The following is a 21,619-nucleotide window of genomic DNA, read 5'->3' as shown; positions in this document are numbered from 1 at the left end:
GACCGTTAGAGCAACTGCTCCAGCACCACGGCGATCCCGTCGTCCTCGTTCGACGCGGTGATCTCCTGCGCGACGGCCTTCAGGTCCTCGTGCGCGTTGGCCATGGCGACGCCGTGCTGCGCCCATGCGAACATCGGGATGTCGTTCGGCATGTCACCGAAGGCGATCGTGTCCGCCGCCTTCACGCCCAGCCGGCGCGCGGCCAGCGAGAGGCCGGTGGCCTTGCTGAGTCCCAGCGGCAGGATCTCCACTACCCCCGGGCCTGCCATGACCACGTCGACCAGATTGCCGACCGCCGCGCGCGCGGCCTTCGCCAGTGCGTCGTCGTCCAGTTCGGGATGCTGTATGTAGACCTTGTTCAGCGGAGCGGACCACATCTCGGCCGGGTCCTCAACGAGGACGGCCGGAAGGGGGCCCTCCTGTACGCGGTAGCCGGGGCCGACCAGTACTTCGCCGTCGAGCCCGTCGCGGCTCGCGGCCAGCGCCAGCGGACCGACCTCGGCCTCGACCTTGGAGAGCGCGAGCCCGGCCAGCTGCCGGTCCAGCGTCAGCGAGGTCAGCAGCTTGTGCTCGCCCGCGTGGTAGACCTGCGCGCCCTGGCCGCAGACCGCGAGGCCCTCGTAGCCCAGGTCGTCCAGGATGTGCCGGGTCCACGGGACGGCGCGGCCGGTGACGATGATGTGCGCCGCACCGGCCGCGGTCACCGCGGCCAGTGCCTCGCGCGTGCGCTCGGAGACCGTGTCGTCGTCACGCAGCAGCGTGCCGTCGAGGTCGGTCGCGACGAGCTTGTAGGGGAAAGTCACTTGGCGACCGGCTCCAGAACCTCACGCCCGCCCAGGTACGGACGGAGTACCTCGGGCACCCGTACCGAACCGTCGGGCAGCTGGTGGTTCTCCAGGATTGCCACGATCGTGCGCGGAACGGCGCAGAGCGTGCCGTTCAGCGTGGACAACGGCTGGAGCACCTTCTTGCCGTCGCGGGTGTCGCGCATCCGGACGGACAGCCGGCGCGCCTGGAAGCCGTCGCAGTTGGACGCGGAGGTCAGCTCGCGGTACTTGCCCTGGGTCGGGATCCACGCCTCGCAGTCGAACTTCCTGGAGGCCGAGGAGCCGAGGTCGCCGGTGGCGACGTCGATCACCTGGAAGGGCAGTCCGAGTGCGGTGAGCCACTGCTTCTCCCAGTCCAGGAGACGCTGGTGCTCGGCCTCGGCGTCCGCCGGGTCGACATACGAGAACATCTCGACCTTGTCGAACTGGTGGACCCGGAAGATGCCGCGGGTGTCCTTGCCGTACGTACCCGCCTCACGGCGGAAGCAGGGCGAGAAGCCCGCGTAGCGCAGGGGCAGCTTGTCCGCGTCGATGATCTCGTCCATGTGGTACGCGGCGAGCGGTACCTCGGAGGTGCCGACCAGGTAGAAGTCGTCCTTCTCCAGGTGGTACACGTTCTCCGCGGCCTGGCCGAGGAAGCCGGTGCCCTCCATGGCGCGCGGGCGGACCAGCGCGGGGGTGAGCATCGGGATGAAGCCGGCCTCGGTGGCCTGGGCGATCGCGGCGTTGACGAGGGCGAGCTCCAGCAGCGCGCCGACGCCCGTCAGGTAGTAGAAGCGGGAACCGGACACCTTGGCGCCGCGCTCCATGTCGATGGCGCCGAGCGCCTCGCCGAGCTCCAGGTGGTCCTTGGGCTCGAAGCCCTCGGCGCCGAAGTCGCGGATGGTGCCGTGCGTCTCCAGGACGACGAAGTCCTCCTCGCCGCCGACCGGCACGTCCGTGTGGACGATGTTGCCGAGCTGCAGCAGCAGGCTCCTGGTCTCCTCGTCGGCCTCGTTCTGCGTCGCGTCGGCCGCCTTGACGTCGGCCTTGAGCTGCTCGGCCTTCTTCAGGAGTTCGGCGCGCTCCTGCGGGGAGGCCTTGGGGATGAGCTTGCCGAGCGACTTCTGCTCGGAACGGAGTTCGTCGAACCGGACCCCGGACGACCTGCGCCGTTCATCGGCGGAGAGAAGGGCGTCGACGAGGGCGACGTCCTCTCCACGGGCGCGCTGGGAGGCGCGAACACGGTCGGGGTCCTCACGAAGCAGGCGAAGGTCAATCACCCCTCCAGGCTACCGGTGTCGGCTTCGGTAGTTCGAACCGATATTGCCAAGCGTGTCACTTTGCCCGAATTGCCGGTATTGGTAATGCTGGGGGTGGAATCCGTGACAGGTGTGAAGGTGGTTGCGTCAGGAAAGAGGCCCTATTCCCCTAAATGGGGCAGAAGGGCCACGCGGTTTGACGTATCAGCCTTGCTCGAAAGGGGAGTTGGGTGCCGCTTGTCCACAGGGGTGGATGGTCGGCCGAAGTTATCCACAGGCTGTGAGGAAGGTCTGTGGACATGGAGGAGATCATTCCGAAAGCCGCATGCCGGCTCGTGGATTCACGACTTAAACCCCCTTCGCGCGCTCGTTCGGGTGGGAATTCCTCGTCCTAAAGAGTTGATCAATGGAATTGAGCTGACAAGGGGCGACCCGCCGACCTGTGGACCGATCTAGGCGAGGTGGGCAGATTTGTCGACCATGTCGCATTGCGGTGTCGACTTGTCCCCAGGTCGAGGCGGGCCCCTGTGGATAACTTTTCCACCCGAGGTAATCGGCTGATCGCACCGGACATATGGGCAGCGATCGACCGACGGGCGAGGGCGCCAGACCTCGGGGTGAACTGTTCGAAGTCGTCGAGGCGTCCGGAGCCCGCGATGCATCAGAATCACCCGAATCATCCGATATGGGCGGAAGAGTCGAATTCGTTCCGTTGCTCAGGTCCTTAAGTCCTCAGGCGCTCAGGCCCGGCCGTCCTGATTCCGGGCCAGCCAGTCGGAGGCCTCGGTGAACGCCGCATCCGACGTGCCCGCACGCAGGGGCCGTACATCCGCCGGGGTCACACCGGCCCGCGGATAGGAGCCGAGGAACCGCACCTTCGGGCAGATCCGCTTCAGTCCCATCAGAGCCTCGCCGACCCGGCGGTCGGAGATATGGCCTTCGGCGTCCACCGCGAAGCAGTAGTTGCCGATTCCCGCGCCCGTCGGCCGGGACTGGATCAGCATCAGGTTCACTCCACGTACCGCGAACTCCTGGAGCAGTTCGAGCAGCGCGCCGGGGTGGTCGTCCCCCAGCCAGATGACCACGGAGGTCTTGTCCGCACCGGTCGGCGCTGCCGGCCGGGCCGGGCGGCCCACCAGCACGAAGCGGGTCTGGGCGTTCTCCGCGTCGTGGATCTCGGTCACCAGCGGTTCGAGCCCATAGGTTGCCGCAGCGAACTCACCGGCGAAGGCGGCGTCGTACCGCCCCTCCTGCACGAGTCGTGCCCCGTCCGCGTTGGATGCCGCCGATTCCCATACGGCCTGGGGGAGATGGGCCGCCATCCAGTTGCGTACCTGCGGCTGCGCGGCAGGGTGCGCGGTGACCGTCTTGACGTCGGACAGCTTGGTGCCGGGACGCACGAGCAGTGCGAAGGTGATGGAGAGGAGCACTTCGCGGTAGATCATCAGCGGTTCGCCGCTGGTCAGCTGGTCGAGCGTGGTGGTGATGCCGCCCTCGACGGAGTTCTCGATCGGTACGAGCGCCGCGGCGGCCGTGCCGTTGCGCACCGCGTCCAGCGCCGCCGGTACGGAGACCATCGGGACGAGTTCGCGGGTGGCGGCTTCCGGGAGCGTACGGAGGGCGACCTCGGTGAAGGTGCCCTCAGGGCCGAGATAGGCGTAGCGCGTGGCGGACATACCGTCACCCTAATGCGCCGGGTCGGCTCAGGACTCCAGGAGCCGCTGACCCACGTACTCCCCGTCCGCCGCACCGCCCGGCACCGCGAACAGTCCGCTCGCCTCGTGACGGAGGAACGGGGACAGGGCATCGCCCCGGTCGAGTTTGCGCTGTACAGGTACGAAGCCGCGCAGTGGATCGGCCTGCCAGCAGATGAACAGCAGACCGGCGTCCGGGGTGCCGTCCGATGAGATGCCGTCGTGGTACGAGAACGGGCGCCGCAGCATGGCCGCGCCGCTGTTGCGCTCGGGGGAGGAGATCCGGGCGTGGGCGTTGTCGGGGATCAGCAGCTTCCCGTCGGGGCCCGCCTTGTCGAGGTCCATCTCGGTGGTCTCGGTGCCGCCGCTGAGCGGGGCGCCGTCCGCCTTGCGCCGGCCGATGACCCGTTCCTGACGCTCCACCGGGAGCTTCTCCCAGTCGTCGAGCAGCATCCTGATCCGCCGGACGACCGCGTAGGAGCCGCCCACCAGCCAGTCGTAAGCGGTGTCCTCGGCGCCCGCCGCAACGAAGACACGCTGGTCGAAGTCGGTGTCGGCAGGCTTCGGGTTGCCGGTGCCGTCGATCTGGCCCATGAGGTTGCGAGCGGTCATCGGCTTCGCGGTGGCGCCGGGCGTGCGGTTGAAGCCGTCCATCTGCCAGCGCACGGTGGCCGTCGAGGCGGCCTCCTTCTGTACGGCCCGCAACGCGTGGAAGGCGACGAGCGCGTCGTCGGCGCCGATCTGTACCCAGAGGTCACCGTTGGACCTGCCGGTGTCGAGGTGATCGGCCGAGAACGGCGGCAGCGGGTCGAGTCCGGGCGGGCGGTGCCCCGTCAGGCCCGTTCGTTCGAAGAAGGTGGCGCCGAAGCCGAAGGTGACGGTCAGCGAGGACGGTCCGGCGTCCAGCGCGATGCCGGTGTCGTGCCCGGTGCCGTCCGCCGAGCCGCCGGTGACGGGTTCACCGGCCATCAGCCGCTCGGCCGTGGCCGACCAGCGGCGCATCAGGGCTGCCGCCTCCTTGCGTCCGGCCCCGGGGGACAGGTCGAAGGCGATGAGGTGGCCGCGGGCCTGAAGCGGAGTGGTGATCCCCGGTTGATGTTTCCCGTGAAACATCACCTCGGTGGAGCCGACCGAGGTCAGGGCGGCCGGCGCCTCGTCCCTGGTCGCGGCATAGCCGGTGGCGCCGCCGGCCGCCCCGAGGACGAGACCGGTGGCACCGGCCGCTCCCGCGGTGCCGATCAGCCGCCGCCGGGAGATCGCGCCGGTCACCGGTGGGACGGCGTCACCGGTGCGCTTTTTCCTGCCGCCAGTACGGCTCGACGTGGCTGCACTGTTCGTCTTCTTCTCGCTCACGGTCCTGCTCAGCCGATCTTCACGTTCTTGTCGACCGTGGTCTGGTCGATGTCCGAGGTCCGCACGGTGACTGCGACGTTCCAGTTGCCCGCGATCGGGATCTGGACTCCGGTGGAGGTCCAGTGACCCTCGGTCAGCCGGACGGGGAGGGCCGGCAGGGGCCCGATGTCCTTGGACTTCAGGGTGAAGGCGAGCTTCACCTCGGGGACGTCCATGGCCTTTCCGTCGATGCCGTCGATCCAGAGGTGCACCACGTTGGCTCCGGTACGCCCGGGGTCCAGGTCCATGCGGACCGTGCCCTTGCCGTTCTTGCCACCGGTGTCGAAGGGCAGCGTGAGGTTGACGGGGCCGCTTGCCACCGGCGCGGCGGCCGGTGCCGACGAGCGCGCCGCCTCCTCCTCGGTGCGGCCGGGTTCGGTCGAGGTGAGGATGGTGGTCACTGCCAGCAGAACCACAGCGACGCCCACTTCGGCGAGTACCGAGCGGCGCAGGCCGGATCGGTCGGGGTCGGCGTCACGTACCCGCTTCTTCACCGCGGTTGCCATGGCGGCCTGCTGCCGGGCGAGCTGGGCGGCCCGAGCGGGATCGTTGGGATCAGCGGCCTCCGGAGCTTCCGGGCCGGGGGCGGCCTCGGCCTCCGGAGCTCCCGAGCCGGCCTCCTCCTTCTCGTCCTCCTCCGTGCCGTCGGTGTCGTTCGCACGGTCCGCCCCCGGCCCCGTCGCCAAGCGGGCGGTCCACCGGCGCGAGATCCAGGCGACCCCGACGAGGACGGCGACGAGCCCCACCTTCACGAGCAGCAGTTGTCCGTACCCCGTGCCGGTCAGTGCGGACCAGGAGCCGACCTGGCGCCAGGACTGGTAGATCCCGGTCGCGGTGAGCACGAGCACGCTGATGAACGCGATCCGGGAGAAGCGCCGTACGGCGGCGGCCGTGATGTCGGGCGTGCGGTACAGCGCGACGAGCAGGGCGGTGAGCCCGCCCAGCCAGGCTGCGACGGCCAGCAGATGGAGCACGTCGACGGGCATGGCGATGCCCGGCTGGATGCCGGTAGACGCGTGTTCGGCCAGCGCCCAGGTCCCGGCGATTCCGGCGGCGATGACCGCACCGCCGAGGGCGAGGCCGAAGGTGAGGTCCTTCTTCTCGCGTTCGTCCTCGCGCTTCGCGTACGCCCCGAACAGCACCGCGATGAACAGCGCACTGGCGCCGAGCAGCAGCAGCCGCGAGACGAGCGCGGCGCCGGGCTTGGTGTCCAGGACCGCCTTCAGGCCGTCGAGGTCGAAGGCGTCGCCGAGCTTCCCGGAACCGGTGTACGGACTGCGCAGCAACAGCATGGCGATCGTGGCCGCGGTGAGGGTCATCCAGCCGCGGACGACGAGGCGCTGCAGCGGGCGGGCGCCCGCCCCGCGCTGCCAGCAGGCCAGCACGAAGGCCGCACCGCCCGCGAGCACGATGAAGCCGGCGTACGCGGCGTAGCGGGCGATGCCGTACAGCGTGCCGACGAGGCCGCCGCCGGCCTCGTTGTCCGGGAGGGCGACGGTGGTCTCGGAGGGAGCGCCGATGGAGAAGGTGAAGGCTCCGGAGACCGGATGGCTGTCGGCGGAGACGGCCTGCCAGGCAACGGTGTAGGTACCGTCCGGCAGCCCGGTGTGCAGGGAGACGCCGTATTTAACGGTGGAGCCGCTGTGCAGATCGCGCGGGGCGTCCTCGGTGTCCGCGCGCTTGCCGTCCGGGTCCAGGACCCGGATGGAGCCCTCCCCCATGGCGACCTGTTCGGAGAAGGTGAGGGTGACTGCCTTGGGCGCGGTGGCGACCACCGCCCCGTCCTGTGGATCGCTCCCGGTGAGCGCGGCATGCGCCGACGCGGGACCCGCGACGGCCAGCAGCAGACCGAACACCACGCCGGCCAGGGCGGCGAGGAGCCCGGCGACGGTGAGCGGCCGTCGCCGGGTGGGTGCGGATATGGACGGGTCCGGCCCGAAGGGCGGGGCGGTGGCTGTCATGGTCTGTCAGTCCCTCACTGCTTCTTCGGGTTGTGGGTGGTCTCCTTCACGGGAAGCTCGACCTTGATGGGGCCGGCCTTCTCGAAGTGCAGTTCCACGGACACCTTCTCGCCCTGCTTGGGCTGCTGCTTGAGCTTGGCGAACATGATGTGGTTTCCACCGCGTTCCAGGTCCAGCTCACCGCCCGCGGGTACGTCGAAGGACGTCACCATGCGCATGGCCTGGTTCTTCGTCTCGTGGATCGTGACCTCGTCCGAGAGCGGACTGGTGACCGAAGTGAGCCGGTCGGAACTGCCCCCGTTGTTCTGCACGACGAGGAAGCCGGCCGCCATGTCGCTGATGGGCTGCGGCATGAACGCGCCGATGACCTTCAGTTCCGGTTTGCCGTCCGAGGACGAGCACCCCGCCAGCGTCAGCCCGGTGGAGAGGGCCAGGACGCCGGCGAGGGCGGTGCGGCCGTTCACGGCTTCTCCCCCTTGACGATCTTGGGGAGGTCCTTGGTGTAGTCGTCGGGCGTGGTGTCCTCGCTGTACAGCACGTACCCCTGGTCGGTCTTCGGCGAGAAGGCGATGACCTGGGAGCCATGCATCGAGACGACTGTGCCGTCCTTCTCCTTCTTCGGTGCGTCGATACCGATGCCGATCTGCCGGGCGCCCGCCTGGATGGTCGGGAAGTCACCGGTGAGACCGATGAAGGAGGGGTCCTGGGACTTGAGCCAGGTGCCCAGCGAGGCCGGGGTGTCCCGCTCCGGGTCGGTGGTGACGAAGACGACCTGGAGCTTTTCCTGGTCGGCCTTGGGGAGGGACTTCTTGGCGATCGCGATGTTGCTCATGATGAGCGGGCAGACGTCGGGGCAGTTGGTGTAGCCGAAGTAGATGAGCGTCGGCTTGCCCTTGGTCTGCTCGCGCAGGTCGTACTTCTTGCCGTGGGTGTCGGTCAGGACGAGGTTCGGCTTGGTGAACGGCTGGTCGAGCACCGTCGCGGCCTGGGTCTTCTCCTCCACCGACACGTCGGCGATGGGCTTCTTGCTGTCGTTGTCACTGCCGCCGCAGGCGGACAGGGTGAGCATGGCCGCGGCGACGAGCGCCGCGGCCAGCACAGACTTCTTAACCATGGAGCACTGATTCCTGATGGGTCGGTGTACGGGTGGGGCTTGAGGGATCAGGCGTGACGCCGACGGCCGGCCAGGACGCCGAAGGCGACGCCCGCGACGCCGATGACGATGCCGACGATGCCGAGCACCCGGGCTGTGGTGTCACTGGAGGAGGACGCCGAAGCCGTCGTCTGCTCGTCCTTGGCGTGGTCGGCCGCGGCGTTCTTGTCGGCGGAGTCCGAGCCGGAGGCGGCGGTGGCGCCGTGTGCGTCCTCGGTGGCCGCGGTCAGCTTGAGGACCGGGGCGGGGCTCTCGGGCTCCTCCGCGCCGTCCTTCTGCTCCTCGATCCAGCGCACGACCTCCTTGTTGTCGTACGTCTGGATGGCCTTGAACACCAGCTGGTCGGCGTCCTCCGGGAGCTGGCCGACCGAGAGCGGGAACTGCTGGAAGCGGCCCGGCTCGATCTTGCCGCCGTCCGCGGTCCAGGTGACCTTGGAGACGGCTTCGTTGATCTTCTTGCCGTGCATGTCGAGGGGCTTGGCCAGCTTGCTCGTGGTGACGTCGATCTTCCAGCCGGGTACGGGCTGCGGCATGACGGACGCCAGCGGGTGATCGGTCGGGAAGTTGACTTCGAGCTTGGTCGTCGCGGCGTCGTCGCGCTCGTTGGGGACCTTGAAGTTGATGACGGCGTAACCGCCCTTGGCGGCCTCGCCCTGCGGCTGGACGCTGACGTGGGCGGAGGCCGTACCGGCGAGGATCAGCACGGTGGACGCGGCGACGCCGCCGGCGAGGGCGATGCGGGAAACGTTCATTTCAGGGATCACTCCACAGATGCACGAAGGAAGGGTGCTCCGGCGCGCGGATGCGCGACGGGATCGCGACACCACTTCCGTTCTTGCGCGGAGGGCGTCGCGTCAGGCTGCGAGGGTGAATACGGGGGGCGGCCCGCGCCTGATCACCATGTGCTGCAAGGGATCCCCGGTGACCGGGGACGGTGCGTCCACGGCGGTACGGAGGATGCGCGGCCCGGTTGTCGGCCCGCCGGGAAGGCCGGCGCGCAGCGCGGCCACAAGGAAGAGCGCGGCGCGCAACGCCCGCAGCCGGGCCCCGGCCGCCACCTGCTGGGCGCCCTGGAGCGACAGCCGGGCGAGGCGGAACAGGGCGATCTCGCCCCGCCGGAGCAGCCAGCCCGCGGCGAGCGCGGCCAGCAGATGGCCGAGCAGCATGGGCAGGGTCGGCAGTATCCCGGCCGCGCCACCGGAGGCGGCGGCCGTCAGGTGCTGATGGGTCTGCTCGGTCACCGAGGCCGGGTCGATGCCCGCGGTGCTGACGATGCGATGGGCGTCGGCCGTGTTCAGCGCACCGGGCCCGGCGCCGCAGACGAGACTCGCCGCGAACCGGATCAGGGCGTCGTCGCCGCCGGCCGTGACCTGGGGCGTGGCGGTGTGCGTACCCACGCCGAACAACGTGTGGAGGGCGATCTGTCCGCCGGCCAGAGCCGTGGCGATGGACGCCAGTGAGCGTTCGCGTCCGGCGAGGGGGGCCGTCACCGCGAGGATCCCGAGGAATCCGGCGAGCAGCGTCCACCAGGGGACGGTCGCGCAGGCGGCCATCGCGTGCCCGGCTGCGGACAACGCGACACAGACCGCGGCGAACACCGCGGCCCTCAGCAGCCGCATACCGGCTCCGGCGCGTCCCACAGACGTAGTCATGGCCGGGACATCATCCCACTGCACCCCCGGTCCCCGTACGGCAGGTCCGGAAGGTCGTCTTCCGCCCGAATGGGCGGGAGGCGGGCCGTTCGGACCGGTTACGGACGGGGCAGAACGGTTCTGTGGGCCGGGGATGCACAGGTGTGGCGCGCACGGGTATCCGCCGAATGAGCGGTCTCACACCCCGTCCGCGCTTACGAATGGCCTCGGGCGGCAATACGTATCGGTATGTCGAGCCGCAGCCAGGAGGCTGGAGCATGAGCATCTGGTGGTCACTCCATTTGCGGCGCGAAGCTGCGAGCGTTCCGCTCGCCCGTCGGTTCCTGCTCGGCACGATGGAATCCGCGGGCGTGGACCCGGACATCTCCTTCGACCTGTCGCTCGCCCTGAGCGAAGCCTGTGCCAACGCCGTCGAGCACGGTGGGGCCCATGGCGGTGCGGGCGATGTCACGGAGCCCTGGGACGCCTGGGAGGAGCCGTCCGGTGCTGCCTGCGGGCAGTACCGGGTCACCGCGTATCTGGACGGCGAGAAATGCCGTATCGAAGTCGCCGATTCCGGACCGGGCTTCCCCGCCAGGCGCGTACTTCGCACCGCCGCACAGCAGCACGAAGCGCATCAGCAGGATGAACCGCATGAGCGGCACGGGGCGACGCCGCCGTACGGCACGAGGCAGCCGTACGGAACGCCGTACGCCGAACACCCGCCGCTCACCGCCGAGGACGGGCGGGGTCTCTGCCTGATCGAGCAGCTCGCCGATCACGTCCACTTCGGCAACCGGCCGGGGCGCGGCGGCGCGGTGGTGAGCTTCGACAAGGTCCTGAAATGGCGGGAGGGCGCCCTGCTCATGGTGTCCTGAGCAGGGCGCCCTCCGGCGCAGGTGACGGGGCGTACGGTCAGCCCTTGAGCCGGGCCATCCAGGCCTCGACCTCGTCGGCCTGCCGCGGCAGCTTGTCCGAGAGGTTCCGGTTGCCGTCCTCGGTGACGAGGATGTCGTCCTCGATCCGGACGCCGATGCCGCGGTACTCCTCGGGCACGGTCAGGTCGTCGGCCTGGAAGTAGAGACCGGGCTCCACGGTGAGGCACACGCCGGGCTCCAGCGTCCCGTTGACGTACGACTCGGTCCGCGCGGCGGCGCAGTCGTGGACGTCCATGCCGAGCATGTGACCGGTGCCGTGCAGCGTCCAGCGGCGCTGGAGACCCAGCTCCAGGACCTTGTCCACGGACAGGTCGCCGAGCAGACCCCACTCGACGAGCTTCTCGGTGAGCACGCGCTGCGCGGCGTCGTGGAAGTCGCGGAAGTCCGCGCCGGGCTTCACCGCGGCGATACCGGCCTCCTGCGCCTCGTACACCGCGTCGTAGATCTTCCGCTGCAGCGGCGTGAACGTGCCGTCGATGGGAAGCGTGCGGGTCACGTCGGCGGTGTAGAGGTCGTTGGTCTCCACGCCGGCGTCGAGCAGCAGCAGCTCGCCGGAGCGCACCGCGCCGTCGTTGCGCACCCAGTGCAGGGTGGTGGCGTGCGGACCCGCGGCGCAGATCGAGCCGTAGCCGATGTCGTTGCCCTCGATGCGGGCGCGGAGGAAGAACGTTCCCTCGATGTAGCGCTCGCTCGTCGCCTCGGCCTTGTCGAGGACCTTCACGACGTCCTCGAAGCCGCGCGCGGTGATGTCGCAGGCCTTCGCCAGTTCAGCGATCTCGAAGGCGTCCTTGACCAGGCGCGCCTCGGAGAGGAAGACCCGCAGTTCCTCGTCGCGCTCCGCGGTGACCTTGTCGGTCAGCGCGGCCTCGATGCTGGCGTCGTGACCGCGGACGTTACGGACCGGGCCGGTGGCCTCGGCCAGCGCGGCGGTCAGTTCGCGGACGTCCTTCGCCGGGATGCCCAGCAGCTTCTCGGCCTCGGTGAGGGAGTGCCGGCGGCCGACCCACAGCTCGCCCTGGCCGTCGAGCCAGAACTCGCCGTTCTCCCGGTCGGAGCGCGGCAGGAGGTAGACGGTCGCCTCGTGGCCGCCGTCCTTCGGCTCCAGGACGAGGACGCCGTCCTGCGTCTGGTCGCCGGTGAGGTACGCGTACTCGGTGGAGGCGCGGAAGGCGTACTCGGTGTCATTGGACCGGGTCTTCAGCCGGCCGGCCGGGATGACCAGCCGCTCGCCGGGGAAGCGCGCCGACAGTGCGGCGCGGCGGTCGGCGGTGTGTCCGGCCTGGGCGATCGGCTCCAGGCCGTGCAGCTCGGTGTCGGCCCAGCCGGACTTCATGCTCGCGGCGAGCTCATCGGAGACGCCCGGGTAAAGGCCGTTCTTCCGCTGCTTGACCGGTTCGGTCTCTTCGGTCTCCGGGTTCTCCGGGGTGAGCTCCTCAGACACGACTTGTCTCTCCTTGATACGACACTGGACCCCCTCCATCGTACGGGCGTACGGAAGGGGGCCCAGGGCCGGAAGGCCTCTTACACAGGGTGGCCCGCCGGTACCGGCGGGTGCGGGACGGCTCAGTCGAAGCGGGCCGCGAGCAGGACCACGTCCTCGGTGGCGTCGCCCTGGTCGATCCCGTCGGGCAGCACGGTGCGCACCACATGGTCGGCGACCGATCCGGCGTCGTGGCGCAGCGCCTTGGGGACGCTCGCCGCCGCCGAGTGGAGCCGGGCGAACGCCCGGTCCATCGAGTCACCGGCACGGCGCAGCAGGCCGTCGGTGTACAGCAGGACCGTCTCGCCGGGTGCAGGCACGATCTCCACGCTCGGCGCCTCCCAGCAGGACAGCATCCCCAGCGGGGCGGAGAGGGTGGTCTCGACGTACTCGGTGCGCCGGTCGCCGACGATCAGTGGCGGGGTGTGCCCGGCACCGGCCAGCAGGATCTTGTGGCGGGTGGGCTCGCAGTAGGCGAAGAGCGCCGTCGCGGAGCGGGCCGGCTCGGTCAGCCGCATCAGGAGTTCGAGATCGGAGAGCACGGCGACCGGGTCCTCGCCCTCCATCACCGCGTACGCCCGCAGGCCTGCGCGCAGCCGTCCCATGGCGGCCAGGGCGCTGGGGCCGGATCCGCCGACCGAGCCCACGGCGAGGCCGAGCGCACCCTCCGGCAGGGCCAGCGCGTCGTACCAGTCGCTGCCGCTCTGCGGTGCGGCGTGATGGCGTACGGCGAGCTGTACGCCGGGCACGCGGGGCAGCCGGCTGGGCAGAAGTTCCTCGGTGATGGTGGCGACGTCCGTCCTGGCCCGCTCCAGTTCCAGCAGCCGGGCCAGATGTTCGGCGGCGTACCCGGTGTACAGCCCGACGAGATGGCGCTGACGCTCCAGTGGCTCTGCGGGTTCGTCGTAGAGCCAGACCGCGGCGGCGAGCAGGCCGGTGCGCTCGGTGGTGATCGGCAGCGCGTAGCTGGCGGCGTAGCCGAGGCGGGCGGCGACCTCGCGCCTGCGGGGGTCCAGGTTGGTGTCGCCGAGCAGATCGGGGGTGGTCAGCGGGCCGTCGGCGTTGGGCAGACCTTCCAGGATGCGGCCGTAGGAGGTGGCGCTGCGCGGCACCGTCTCGATCTGGCCGAGCTCTGCGTGGGCCAGCCCGAGACCGATGGTGCTGACGGGGCCGCGGAGGTCGGACGGTTCGAAGGCGATCAGTCCACGGCGGGCTCCGACCAGGGCGGCCCCGGCGTCGAGCAGCTCGTGCAGGGCGTCGTCGAGGGTGCTGGTTCTGGACAGCCGCTCGGTGAGCTCGTGCAGCGTCGTGAGGTCGGAGACCCAGCCCGCGAGACGGTCCTGGATGAAGGCGCCGGGCGCGGCCGGTACCTCGGAGAGAGGCCCGGCAGTGTGCGCCGAAACCGCAACTGTGGGATCGATTCCAGCCACTTTCGGCAGGTGTGGGGCGCTCATGGTCGCCGGCTTTCCGACTGGTTTGTTTCGTCGAATAGCATCGCAAACCCCCATGTCATTCTGCGCCGCTATCAGTGCATCCACATGTACACGCACAAGTAAGGCGATGTCCAGCATTGTCCCTACGGGATTTGTGGTGTCCAAGGGGTAAGTAACTTGGCCAAAAAGTGCACCCTGCGGTGGTCATTCGCGGTCGACTGGGTCTGCTCGACCGGGGGTTGTCCCCGGGGGAGTCCCAGGGGCGGCGTCATTCCGGGCATGCTGGGTACCTAAATCGGTAGATGGCCACGGGCGGTCCCGACCGCCTCCGGAACCTGACAGCGGGCCCGGACGTCCTCACCTGTGACGGCCACGCCCCCTCCCGTAGTGGTGAGGCCATACGACGGACGGCAGGCGCGGCAAGCGCCCTGCATCTCGCCCTGATTTCGACTGGAACCGGCTCGATTCGGCTCAGCACAGCTCACGCTCGGTACCGAAGACCAACCCGTACCGCAGGCTCGACGAGCATGTACACACAGTGAAGATCCGCACACGTGATGTGACGCGCGCGTGGTGTGATGTGGACCCTCGGCGTTCAACGGAAAGGAACGAGCGCTCATGCGCGAGATCCTCGGAAGGCGACGCAGGATGCGGTTCGGACGCAAGGGTGGGGCCGCGCGTCTCGATGCGGCCCTGACCTGCGCCACCGTATGGCAGTGGCCCGTGCTCCCAGGGGTGGGCCTCCAGACAGCGGGCAGCCGTGGTGAGCGTGGCCGCGGCTGTGCCTGCCCCGATCCCGAGTGCGCCGTGCCCGGCGCGCACCCCTTCGATCCCGGACTGCTCGCCGCCACCACCGATGCGCGGATGGTGCGCTGGTGGTGGACGAACCGGCCCGCCGCGCCGGTCCTGCTGGCCACGGGAGGTCGTGCGCCGTGCGCATTGAGCCTGCCTGCGGTGGCCGGAGCCCGCGCAGTGGCCGAGCTCGACCGGATGGGCATGCGGCTGGGCCCCGTGGTGGCGACGCCTACCCGGTGGTCGCTGCTGGTCGCCCCGTACACCCTTGAACGGCTCGGTGAACTGCTGCACGCCCAGGACTGGGTGCCCAGTTCGCTGCGGTTCCACGGTGAGGGCGGCTATCTCGTTCTTCCGCCGTCCGAGATCGGCACGGGGCAGGTGCGCTGGGAGCGGGCGCCGGAGCGGGACTCCCGGCCGGGCCGGGATTCACGGCCGGATCGGGATTCACGGCCGGGCCGCGGGGGTGGGGTGCCGGTCGCGGCGGCGGCGCCGTGGCTGCCGGATGTGGGGGCGGTTCTGGACGCGCTGGTCGAGGCGAGCAACAGTGCCCCGGACGGCGGAAGCCGGCTCGCCCACTGACCGATGGGTCCGGGCCGGTGGCGGTGGGGCCGGGTCCGGCGTGTCCACGGTGGCGGCCGTTCGTCATGCGGCTTCCGTGCTTGATCCGTATCTGTTCTTCTCGCTCCGCCTTCATTGCCGAGTGCTGTCGGATTCCTGGCGTTTCCCTTCCGGGTGCGGTGATCGATGCGGGAGTTCCAGTCATCCGGTGATGGCTGTTTCGGTCATGCAAAGTCTGCCGATGCAAAGTCCGCCGGTGGCCGGCTTTCTGATGCTCCTTCCGAAAGCCGTTCGAACTGCCCTCGAAGGTCTCTTCGCGGGCTGTTCCGTGGTGTATTTCGGAAAGGGAGCCGGCCGGCAACTTCTGTCCGATACCGAGCGGTCCGGCGGCCGTGTGGCGCCGTTGTCGACACCGAGTCCAACCGGGCTCCCCTGGCGGCGGGTTGACGCCGTGCCACTACCGAAGCCGTCACATGGGCGCTGAAGGGCGGCAGGGCTGGGGCGGGGCTGGATGTGAAGCCGAAAGGCTCGTCCAGGGGCCCTGTGCAGGGCCTGTGCGCGGTTCGTGCGCCGCGTAGTGCGCCGTGTGCGCCGTACCGGGACATGAGGATGCCCGATCGCTGGCGACGGGGGATGCACCAGCGACCGGGCTTCTAGAACGGTAACAAGAGATCTGCCGTTCGCAAATTCGATCTCGCGTATTCGGACAGCGATTTACCTGTGAGTACGGTGAGTTGTGACGGGCGTCACCGTGCAGTCCGGTTGATGGTCACTGTCAGCTGAGGGTCACTTGGCGGTTGGTGAGCCCGCCACGCGCGCGCCGCTCCTCGGCCGTGAGCGGCGCATCCGAGGCGAGCGCCGTCGCGAGCCGCTCCGCGAACGCGGCGGCGGGCTTCTCGCACTCCTCGGCACCCATTCCGCTCGGCAGGTCCCAGACCGGGACCATCAGGCCGTGCGCGCGGAACGAGCCGACCAGCCGGGTCCCCTCCCCGAGCGAGGAGGCGCCTGCGGCGTGCAGCCGGGCGAGCGCGTCGAGGAGCTGCTCCTCGGGGTGCGGCATGACCCAGCGCAGGTGGTTCTTCTCCGGCGTCTCGCACCAGTAGCCGGCGTCCACCCCGGAGAGGAGGACGGTCGGGATCGCCGCGTCATTGGCGCGCTCCAGGGATGCGGACACCTCGGCCGTGGCGTTCTCCGCGTCCGGCACCCAGAACTCGAAGCCCGGGTGCACGACCGGCGTGAACGGTGCGTCGGCGTCCAGGAGGTCCTGGAGTCGCGGACCTTCGGCGGGTACGCGCCTGGCGGCGACGGGCGAGCCGGGCTCGGCCTCCAGCGCTCGCTGGAGGGTGTCGGCAAGGTCGCGGCTGAGGTCGCCGGAGGAGGTGTCGTTCTGCAGGGCGAGCAGGACCGAACCGTCGTCGCGGCGCAGGGCGGGCCATGCCATCGGGAGGACGGTCGCGAGCGTCACCGACGGCACACCCTCGGGCAGTCCGCCCTTCAGCGTCAGTTCGACGGTGGCGGCGGGCACCAGCTCGCGCAGTGCGACCCAGTCGCATTCGCCGGCCAGCCCCTCGAAGGGGCGCTGGACCAGTTCGGCCACGGCCTGGGCGGCGGCGCGGCCGTGACAGGCCTTGTACCGGCGGCCCGAACCGCACGGGCAGGGCTCGCGAGCCCCGACCACCGGGATCTCGCCATCCGTGAGCTGCTGCTTCCCGGCCTTGGTCTGAGGGCGCTTCTTCGCCATGGTGGGCTTTCTCCCGATTGCGACAGTGCGGTCTGGGCCGCGAGCCTAGCCGCCCGTGCACGGTCCGGGGGCAGCCCGGGTGCCGTCCGGGGGTGCGGCCGACCCGGGACCGTCGGACATGGCGCGGGAATCGCGGCGCGGGAATCCTGGGCGCGGTCCGGCTGGCGCGCCTGGCGGGGCCTGTACGCAGGATGAAGGCCATGCCAGGGGCAGTTCCCCGGGGTGCCCGGTCACCGCGGGTACGCCGTCCGGTTTCAGCCCGCGTCGTCGAACGCGTCGGCGAAATCCAGCCCGTCGAGGCCCGCCGCGCCGTTCACTTCCGAGCCGCCACCCGGGAGCCCCGTCACACCCGGGGCCCGCCCGTTGCCCCGAGCGCCCGGCCGTCGGTCGGGGCGGCCGTGCCCCTCGTTGACCAGCACCCAGACCGTGACCTCGCCGGACGAGTCGTCACGCACGCCCCACTCCTCGGCGAGAGCGCTGATGATGTTGAGCCCCCGGCCGCCGCGAGCGGTCACCGACGGAGTGGCCGGAACCGGCCGGGTCGGACCGCCTCCGTCCGTCACCTCGACGGTCAGCCCGCCCGTTCTGTCGACGTGCCAGGCGGCGCGCACGTCGCCGTCTCCCACGTCGCTGTGCCGGCCCAGCGGCCTGCCGTGCCGGCAGGCGTTGCTGAGCAGTTCGGAAAGGATCAATACAGCATCGTCGACGACCGAATCCGACACACCCTGACTGCGCAACTGCTCACGCATCCGGTGCCGTGCCTGACCCACGCCCGCAGGGCCATGGGGTACGGCCATGCTCGACGACGTGGGCACTTCTTGTGCCACCACCAACGCCACCCCCGAGACCTCCTTTGCCCCACGCCACGGAGTGGATGCCCCCCTGGACTGGACCGGAAACCGGCCAATGGCCTGCGAGTGACGCACTCGTAACGATCGGGTACGCGCCGAATGCGCCGGTGTACTCCGTGTAATCGACGGTGAGGGGGTGCCGTCCCCGTCGCGGACAGTCCCTAGGCACGTCCCAGCTGTGCCAGAACCTGCTTGGGGCGATTGGTGATGATGGCCTCGACGCCGAGCCGGACGCAGAGCTCGACGTCCTCCGGCTCGTTGACCGTCCAGACGTGTACCCGATGACCGGCGCGGTGCAGGCGATCGATGTACCCGGGGTGACTGCGTACGATCCGCATCCCCGGTCCCGCGATGCGGGCACCCGCCGGCAGCCGTCCATCACGCAGCCGCGGCGAGACGAACTGCATCAGGTAGACGGTGGGCAGCTCCGGTGCGGCGTCCTGGATGCGGTGCAGGGAGCGGGCCGAGAAGCTCATGATGCGGACCGGCGAGGGGCCGTCCGACGGTGGTACGTCGAGCTCGAAGCGCTTCAGCAGGTGCAGCAGCCGCTCCTCGACCTGGCCCGCCCAGCGCGTCGGGTGTTTGGTCTCGACGGCCAGCTGGAGCGGACGGCCGGAGGCTCTCGTCTCGACGAGGAGCTCAAGGAGCCGCTCCAGGGTGAGTACGGAGGTGAGCTCGCCCGGCACCGGATCCCAGTCCGGGGACTCCGCCTCCTCGCGGTCCTTCCACGAGCCGAAGTCGAGTGCTGCGAGCTCGTTGAGCTCCAGGGCGGAGACGGCGCCGCGGCCGTTGGAGGTGCGGTTCACCCGGCGGTCGTGTACGCATACGAGATGGCCGTCGGCCGTGAGCCGGACGTCGCACTCCAGGGCGTCGGCGCCGTCCTCGATAGCCTTCCGGTACGCGGCCAGGGTGTGCTCGGGGGCGTCGTCGGACGCGCCCCGGTGTGCGATGACCTGGATGGGATGCTGGCTGGGGCGCTGCTGCCGTGCTTGGGTCACCCGCATCATGGTGTCACCGGGAGACCATGGGTGTGCGCACTTGTAGCGCGAGACCGTTTTGTCCGGTGTAAAGGCCCGTGCGCAGATGCACAGGTCCTGCTTACAGTGGCCTGACGTGCCGTGGGAAAAGCTGACTCCAGACACGTACACAGCGGATCTCTTGCCGAATCATGATGTGGAACCGAGGAGTAAAGAGCTGTGAGCACAGAGAACGAGGGCAACGAGGGCAACGCGGCCGAGGCCGCCCCGTCCGTTCCGTCCGCACCTCCAGTGCCGGCCGACGCTCCGCAGGGACTCCCCGAGAGCGCGCCCGTCGCCCCGCCGCACCCGGACGCGACCGCCACACAGCAGCAGCCGGCCTCCCCCGCCCAGGACCCGGCGACGGCCCCCATGGCCCCGGCTCCCGCGGCCGCGCCGCAGTACGCGCCCCCGCCCGCACCGCAGCCCGCAGCCGAAGCCGGCTGGCCCCCGCCCCCGCCGGCGGTCCCGGCGTACGCCCATGCGCACGGGGCGCAGGGCGGCGGTCCCGCGTGGGGCCCGCCCGGTCAGGTGCAGACGCCCGACGCGCCGCGCAAGCGGGGCGCGGGCGGCCTGGTGGCCGCGGTGGTCGTGGCGGCGCTCGTCGCGGGCGGCGTCGGCGGGGCCCTCGGCTTCTGGGCAGCGGACAGCAACAACAGCTCCGACTCCTCCGGTTCGACCACGGTCTCCGCGTCGGGCACTCCTCAGGACCTCAAGCGCGACCCGGGCACGGTCGCGGGCATCGCGGCCAAGGCGCTCCCCAGCGTGGTCACGATCGACGCACAGAGCGGTGACGGGGAGGGCGGCACCGGCACCGGCTTCGTGTACGACAAGGAAGGCCACATCCTCACGAACAACCACGTGGTGGCCTCAGCGGCGGACAGCGGCCAGCTCACGGCGACGTTCTCCAACGGCAAGAAGTACGACGCCGAGGTGGTCGGCCGGGCCCAGGGCTACGACGTGGCCGTCCTGAAGCTGAAGAACCCGCCGCAGGGGCTCACCCCGCTGCCGCTGGGCAACTCGGACCAGGTGGCGGTGGGCGATTCGACGATCGCCATCGGTGCTCCCTTCGGCCTGTCCAATACGGTCACCACCGGCATCATCAGCGCGAAGAACCGCCCGGTCGCGTCCGGCGACGGCTCCGGCGGCAGCAACTCGTACATGAGCGCGCTGCAGACCGACGCCTCGATCAACCCGGGCAACTCCGGCGGCCCGCTGCTGAGCGCCGGCGGCGCGGTCATCGGCATCAACTCGGCGATCCAGTCGACCGGAAGCACCGGCCAGAGCCAGGCCGGTTCCATCGGCCTCGGTTTCGCGATCCCGATCAACCAGGCGAAGAACGTCGCCCAGCAACTGATCAAGACCGGCCAGCCGGTCTACCCGGTCATCGGCGCCACGGTGACGATGGACGAGAAGACCGGTGGCGCGGTCATCTCGGACCAGGGCGCGGGCGGCACCGAAGCAGTCACCAAGGACGGCCCCGCGGCCCGGGCCGGCCTCAGGGCGGGCGACGTCATCACGAAGTTCAACGACACCGTCGTCGACAGCGGCCCGACCCTGATCGGCGAGATCTGGACCCACAAGCCGGGCGACAAGGTCAAGCTGACCTACAAGCGCGACGGCAAGACGTCCACGGTGGAAGTCACCCTGGGCGAGCGCAAGGGCGACAGCTGACCGGCTAGGCTGTCCTCCGCGTCGAAGCGGTGCTTCGTTGACCGTTGGCGCGGGGTGGGTTGCCCGAGCGGCCTAAGGGAACGGTCTTGAAAACCGTCGTGGCAGCGATGTCACCGTGGGTTCAAATCCCACACCCACCGCAGATGAACGGCCCCTGACCGGGTGAATCGGTCGGGGGCCGCTTCCATGCCCTGCCTCGCGTTCCGCGGCGGTCGGCCCGGCCCGCCGGCCCGTTCAGCGGGTGGTCGTGAGGCGGGCGGCCGAGGCGATGGTGGCGCGGGCCTCGTGTTCGGGGAGGCCGGTATTGATGGCTGCCCGGGTGAGGGCTTCGGCCAACGCGTCGCCGAAGCCGTGTTCGTAGGCGCGGCAGGCCGCCCAGAAGAGCCGGGTGTTGCGCTGGCCCTCGTCCGCGGCCAGGACGAACCGGATCAGGCCCCGGCCCCGGTCGTCGGGGTGGGTGTGGTGTCGGTGGGGGCGGGCCGGGGGCGTCAACAGGTGGAGGAGGGCGCTCGGGCAGGGCGCGGGCGGGAGGGTGCCGGTGCCGGGCAGAAGCCGGTACGTGCCGTGGGCGGTGACCGAGCCGGGGCCGACCAGGTAGCCGCCGGTGCCGCGGATGTCGATGCCGGGGGCGAGGCGGCCGGCCGAGTTGGGCACGGGGACGTCGGCCGGGCCGGACAGCCAGATGTGGCGGCCGCCGCTGGGGGTGAGCACCGTGACGGTCGGCGGGATGGTGAACAGGTGCTGCAGGGCGAGGTGTTGCAGGGCCGCCACGGAGTCGTTCCGGCCGGTGGTGTCGATGTCGAGGTCGACGCCGATGAGGTGGTGCGGGGCGCGCCCGCACGCGATGCCGTAGCCGGTGGCCCAGGGAGCGGAGGCGAAGAGGGCGCGTACGGCGGCGGGGTCGGTGGTGGCGTCGTGGACGCCGTGTCCGGGAAGGCCGCAGGCGCCCCGGCAGCCGGACGGGCGGGACTCGTCACGGTGCGGGGAGCGCAGGGCGGGGAGCTTGGTGGCGGACAGCGGGATGACGGGGAGCCCGTGCTCGGCGGCGGTGAGGGCGTGGGCCAGGGCCAGGGTGGCGGTACGCCGGTCGGTGGTGGCCATGGTTTATTTTCGTACGAATGTTCGAATAAAGGAAGAGGGGAGGGCTCGGCGGTGGTGGTCGGGGGGCGGTGGCGGAACGCTTCTCCCCCTGCGGGGTGCGGGGCCCTCCAGTGGTCCGGGGGTGACCTGGGGG

At 70.3% G+C, this 21,619-nt stretch carries 18 protein-coding genes and 1 tRNA gene; 4 read left to right on the top strand and 15 right to left on the bottom strand.

The window, feature by feature from the left end; all coding sequences use genetic code 11:
* Positions 1 to 5: 5 nt before the first annotated feature.
* The 9 genes from OG912_RS16255 to OG912_RS16215 all read right to left on the bottom strand — a co-directional run bounded on the left by OG912_RS16255 (position 6) and on the right by OG912_RS16215 (position 9,920).
* On the bottom strand, positions 6 to 803 hold the full coding sequence (locus OG912_RS16255; protein WP_327709955.1) for an HAD family hydrolase: 798 nt from the start codon (positions 801 to 803) through the stop codon (positions 6 to 8).
* Positions 800 to 2,089: a serine--tRNA ligase gene (gene serS, locus OG912_RS16250; protein ID WP_326737473.1), complete on the bottom strand. Its 1,290-nt coding sequence runs from the start codon at positions 2,087 to 2,089 to the stop codon at positions 800 to 802. Before serS ends, OG912_RS16255 begins: the two co-directional genes overlap by 4 nt.
* A gap of 719 nt (positions 2,090 to 2,808) precedes the next feature.
* A complete protein-coding gene (pheA, locus tag OG912_RS16245; protein ID WP_326737474.1) occupies positions 2,809 to 3,744 on the bottom strand; it encodes a prephenate dehydratase in 936 nt (311 codons plus the stop codon).
* Between the two features lie 27 nt (positions 3,745 to 3,771).
* Complete coding sequence (gene efeB / locus OG912_RS16240) at positions 3,772 to 5,115, bottom strand: iron uptake transporter deferrochelatase/peroxidase subunit (protein WP_443060984.1); 1,344 nt, start codon at positions 5,113 to 5,115, stop codon at positions 3,772 to 3,774.
* 8 nt (positions 5,116 to 5,123) lie between these two features.
* The gene (locus OG912_RS16235) at positions 5,124 to 7,115 is read right to left on the bottom strand and encodes a copper resistance CopC/CopD family protein (RefSeq protein ID WP_327709954.1); all 1,992 of its coding nucleotides are present in this window, start codon (positions 7,113 to 7,115) and stop codon (positions 5,124 to 5,126) included.
* Between the two features lie 14 nt (positions 7,116 to 7,129).
* The gene (locus OG912_RS16230) at positions 7,130 to 7,579 is read right to left on the bottom strand and encodes a copper chaperone PCu(A)C (protein WP_326737476.1); all 450 of its coding nucleotides are present in this window, start codon (positions 7,577 to 7,579) and stop codon (positions 7,130 to 7,132) included.
* Positions 7,576 to 8,229: an SCO family protein gene (locus tag OG912_RS16225; protein WP_326737477.1), complete on the bottom strand. Its 654-nt coding sequence runs from the start codon at positions 8,227 to 8,229 to the stop codon at positions 7,576 to 7,578. Before OG912_RS16225 ends, OG912_RS16230 begins: the two co-directional genes overlap by 4 nt.
* Before the next feature lie 47 nt (positions 8,230 to 8,276).
* Complete coding sequence (locus OG912_RS16220) at positions 8,277 to 9,020, bottom strand: YcnI family copper-binding membrane protein (protein WP_327709952.1); 744 nt, start codon at positions 9,018 to 9,020, stop codon at positions 8,277 to 8,279.
* Positions 9,021 to 9,122: 102 nt separating this feature from the next.
* Positions 9,123 to 9,920 (bottom strand): hypothetical protein, encoded by a 798-nt coding sequence (locus tag OG912_RS16215; RefSeq protein ID WP_327709950.1) that lies wholly within the window; start codon positions 9,918 to 9,920, stop codon positions 9,123 to 9,125.
* 257 nt (positions 9,921 to 10,177) lie between these two features.
* Between OG912_RS16215 and OG912_RS16210 the strand changes: the two genes are divergently transcribed.
* Positions 10,178 to 10,777 (top strand): ATP-binding protein, encoded by a 600-nt coding sequence (locus OG912_RS16210; protein WP_327709948.1) that lies wholly within the window; start codon positions 10,178 to 10,180, stop codon positions 10,775 to 10,777.
* Positions 10,778 to 10,814: 37 nt separating this feature from the next.
* Here OG912_RS16210 and OG912_RS16205 read toward each other — a convergent pair whose 3' ends face one another.
* Both OG912_RS16205 and OG912_RS16200 read right to left on the bottom strand, forming a co-directional pair.
* The gene (locus tag OG912_RS16205) at positions 10,815 to 12,278 is read right to left on the bottom strand and encodes an aminopeptidase P family protein (RefSeq protein ID WP_327709947.1); all 1,464 of its coding nucleotides are present in this window, start codon (positions 12,276 to 12,278) and stop codon (positions 10,815 to 10,817) included.
* A 122-nt stretch (positions 12,279 to 12,400) separates the two neighbouring features.
* Complete coding sequence (locus OG912_RS16200; protein WP_327709946.1) at positions 12,401 to 13,888, bottom strand: PP2C family protein-serine/threonine phosphatase; 1,488 nt, start codon at positions 13,886 to 13,888, stop codon at positions 12,401 to 12,403.
* Positions 13,889 to 14,368: 480 nt separating this feature from the next.
* Here OG912_RS16200 and OG912_RS16195 point away from each other — a divergent pair, with 480 nt between their 5' ends.
* Positions 14,369 to 15,124, top strand: coding sequence for a bifunctional DNA primase/polymerase (locus OG912_RS16195; RefSeq protein ID WP_327709945.1), 756 nt, complete (start codon positions 14,369 to 14,371; stop codon positions 15,122 to 15,124).
* 754 nt (positions 15,125 to 15,878) lie between these two features.
* On the opposite strand, the gene OG912_RS16190 is transcribed toward OG912_RS16195, so the two are convergent.
* The 3 genes from OG912_RS16190 to OG912_RS16180 form a co-directional block, all read right to left on the bottom strand.
* Positions 15,879 to 16,844, bottom strand: coding sequence for a DUF5926 family protein (locus OG912_RS16190; RefSeq protein ID WP_327709944.1), 966 nt, complete (start codon positions 16,842 to 16,844; stop codon positions 15,879 to 15,881).
* Between the two features lie 254 nt (positions 16,845 to 17,098).
* A complete protein-coding gene (locus OG912_RS16185; protein WP_327709943.1) occupies positions 17,099 to 17,770 on the bottom strand; it encodes an ATP-binding protein in 672 nt (223 codons plus the stop codon).
* A gap of 86 nt (positions 17,771 to 17,856) precedes the next feature.
* Positions 17,857 to 18,702 (bottom strand): glycerophosphodiester phosphodiesterase, encoded by an 846-nt coding sequence (locus OG912_RS16180; protein WP_327709941.1) that lies wholly within the window; start codon positions 18,700 to 18,702, stop codon positions 17,857 to 17,859.
* A gap of 189 nt (positions 18,703 to 18,891) precedes the next feature.
* Here OG912_RS16180 and OG912_RS16175 point away from each other — a divergent pair, with 189 nt between their 5' ends.
* The gene (locus OG912_RS16175) at positions 18,892 to 20,385 is read left to right on the top strand and encodes a S1C family serine protease (RefSeq protein WP_327709940.1); all 1,494 of its coding nucleotides are present in this window, start codon (positions 18,892 to 18,894) and stop codon (positions 20,383 to 20,385) included.
* A 53-nt stretch (positions 20,386 to 20,438) separates the two neighbouring features.
* Positions 20,439 to 20,525: transfer RNA gene (locus OG912_RS16170), tRNA-Ser, on the top strand.
* 94 nt (positions 20,526 to 20,619) lie between these two features.
* Here the strand turns inward: OG912_RS16170 and OG912_RS16165 are convergent.
* Complete coding sequence (locus OG912_RS16165; protein WP_327709939.1) at positions 20,620 to 21,486, bottom strand: bifunctional DNA primase/polymerase; 867 nt, start codon at positions 21,484 to 21,486, stop codon at positions 20,620 to 20,622.
* Positions 21,487 to 21,619 lie beyond the last annotated feature (133 nt).

It is taken from the genome of Streptomyces sp. NBC_00464, assembly GCF_036013915.1.
In the GTDB taxonomy this organism is placed as follows: Bacteria; Actinomycetota; Actinomycetes; order Streptomycetales; family Streptomycetaceae; genus Streptomyces.
The sequence above is the reverse complement of the archived record's forward strand: the minus strand, read 5'-3'. Positions and strand labels throughout refer to the sequence as shown.

What these genes read in the sequence shown, in the direction of transcription:
- OG912_RS16210 (WP_327709948.1), top strand. Translation starts at nt 10,178, where the DNA reads ATGAGCATCTGGTGGTCACTCCATTTGCGGCGCGAAGCTGCGAGCGTT.
- OG912_RS16195 (WP_327709945.1), top strand. Translation starts at nt 14,369, where the DNA reads ATGCGCGAGATCCTCGGAAGGCGACGCAGGATGCGGTTCGGACGCAAG.
- OG912_RS16235 (WP_327709954.1), bottom strand. Translation starts at nt 7,115, where the DNA reads ATGACAGCCACCGCCCCGCCCTTCGGGCCGGACCCGTCCATATCCGCA.
- OG912_RS16220 (WP_327709952.1), bottom strand. Translation starts at nt 9,020, where the DNA reads ATGAACGTTTCCCGCATCGCCCTCGCCGGCGGCGTCGCCGCGTCCACC.
- OG912_RS16180 (WP_327709941.1), bottom strand. Translation starts at nt 18,702, where the DNA reads ATGATGCGGGTGACCCAAGCACGGCAGCAGCGCCCCAGCCAGCATCCC.
- OG912_RS16215 (WP_327709950.1), bottom strand. Translation starts at nt 9,920, where the DNA reads ATGACTACGTCTGTGGGACGCGCCGGAGCCGGTATGCGGCTGCTGAGG.
- OG912_RS16165 (WP_327709939.1), bottom strand. Translation starts at nt 21,486, where the DNA reads ATGGCCACCACCGACCGGCGTACCGCCACCCTGGCCCTGGCCCACGCC.
- OG912_RS16225 (WP_326737477.1), bottom strand. Translation starts at nt 8,229, where the DNA reads ATGGTTAAGAAGTCTGTGCTGGCCGCGGCGCTCGTCGCCGCGGCCATG.
- pheA (WP_326737474.1), bottom strand. Translation starts at nt 3,744, where the DNA reads ATGTCCGCCACGCGCTACGCCTATCTCGGCCCTGAGGGCACCTTCACC.
- OG912_RS16200 (WP_327709946.1), bottom strand. Translation starts at nt 13,888, where the DNA reads ATGCTGGACATCGCCTTACTTGTGCGTGTACATGTGGATGCACTGATA.
- OG912_RS16190 (WP_327709944.1), bottom strand. Translation starts at nt 16,844, where the DNA reads ATGGCGAAGAAGCGCCCTCAGACCAAGGCCGGGAAGCAGCAGCTCACG.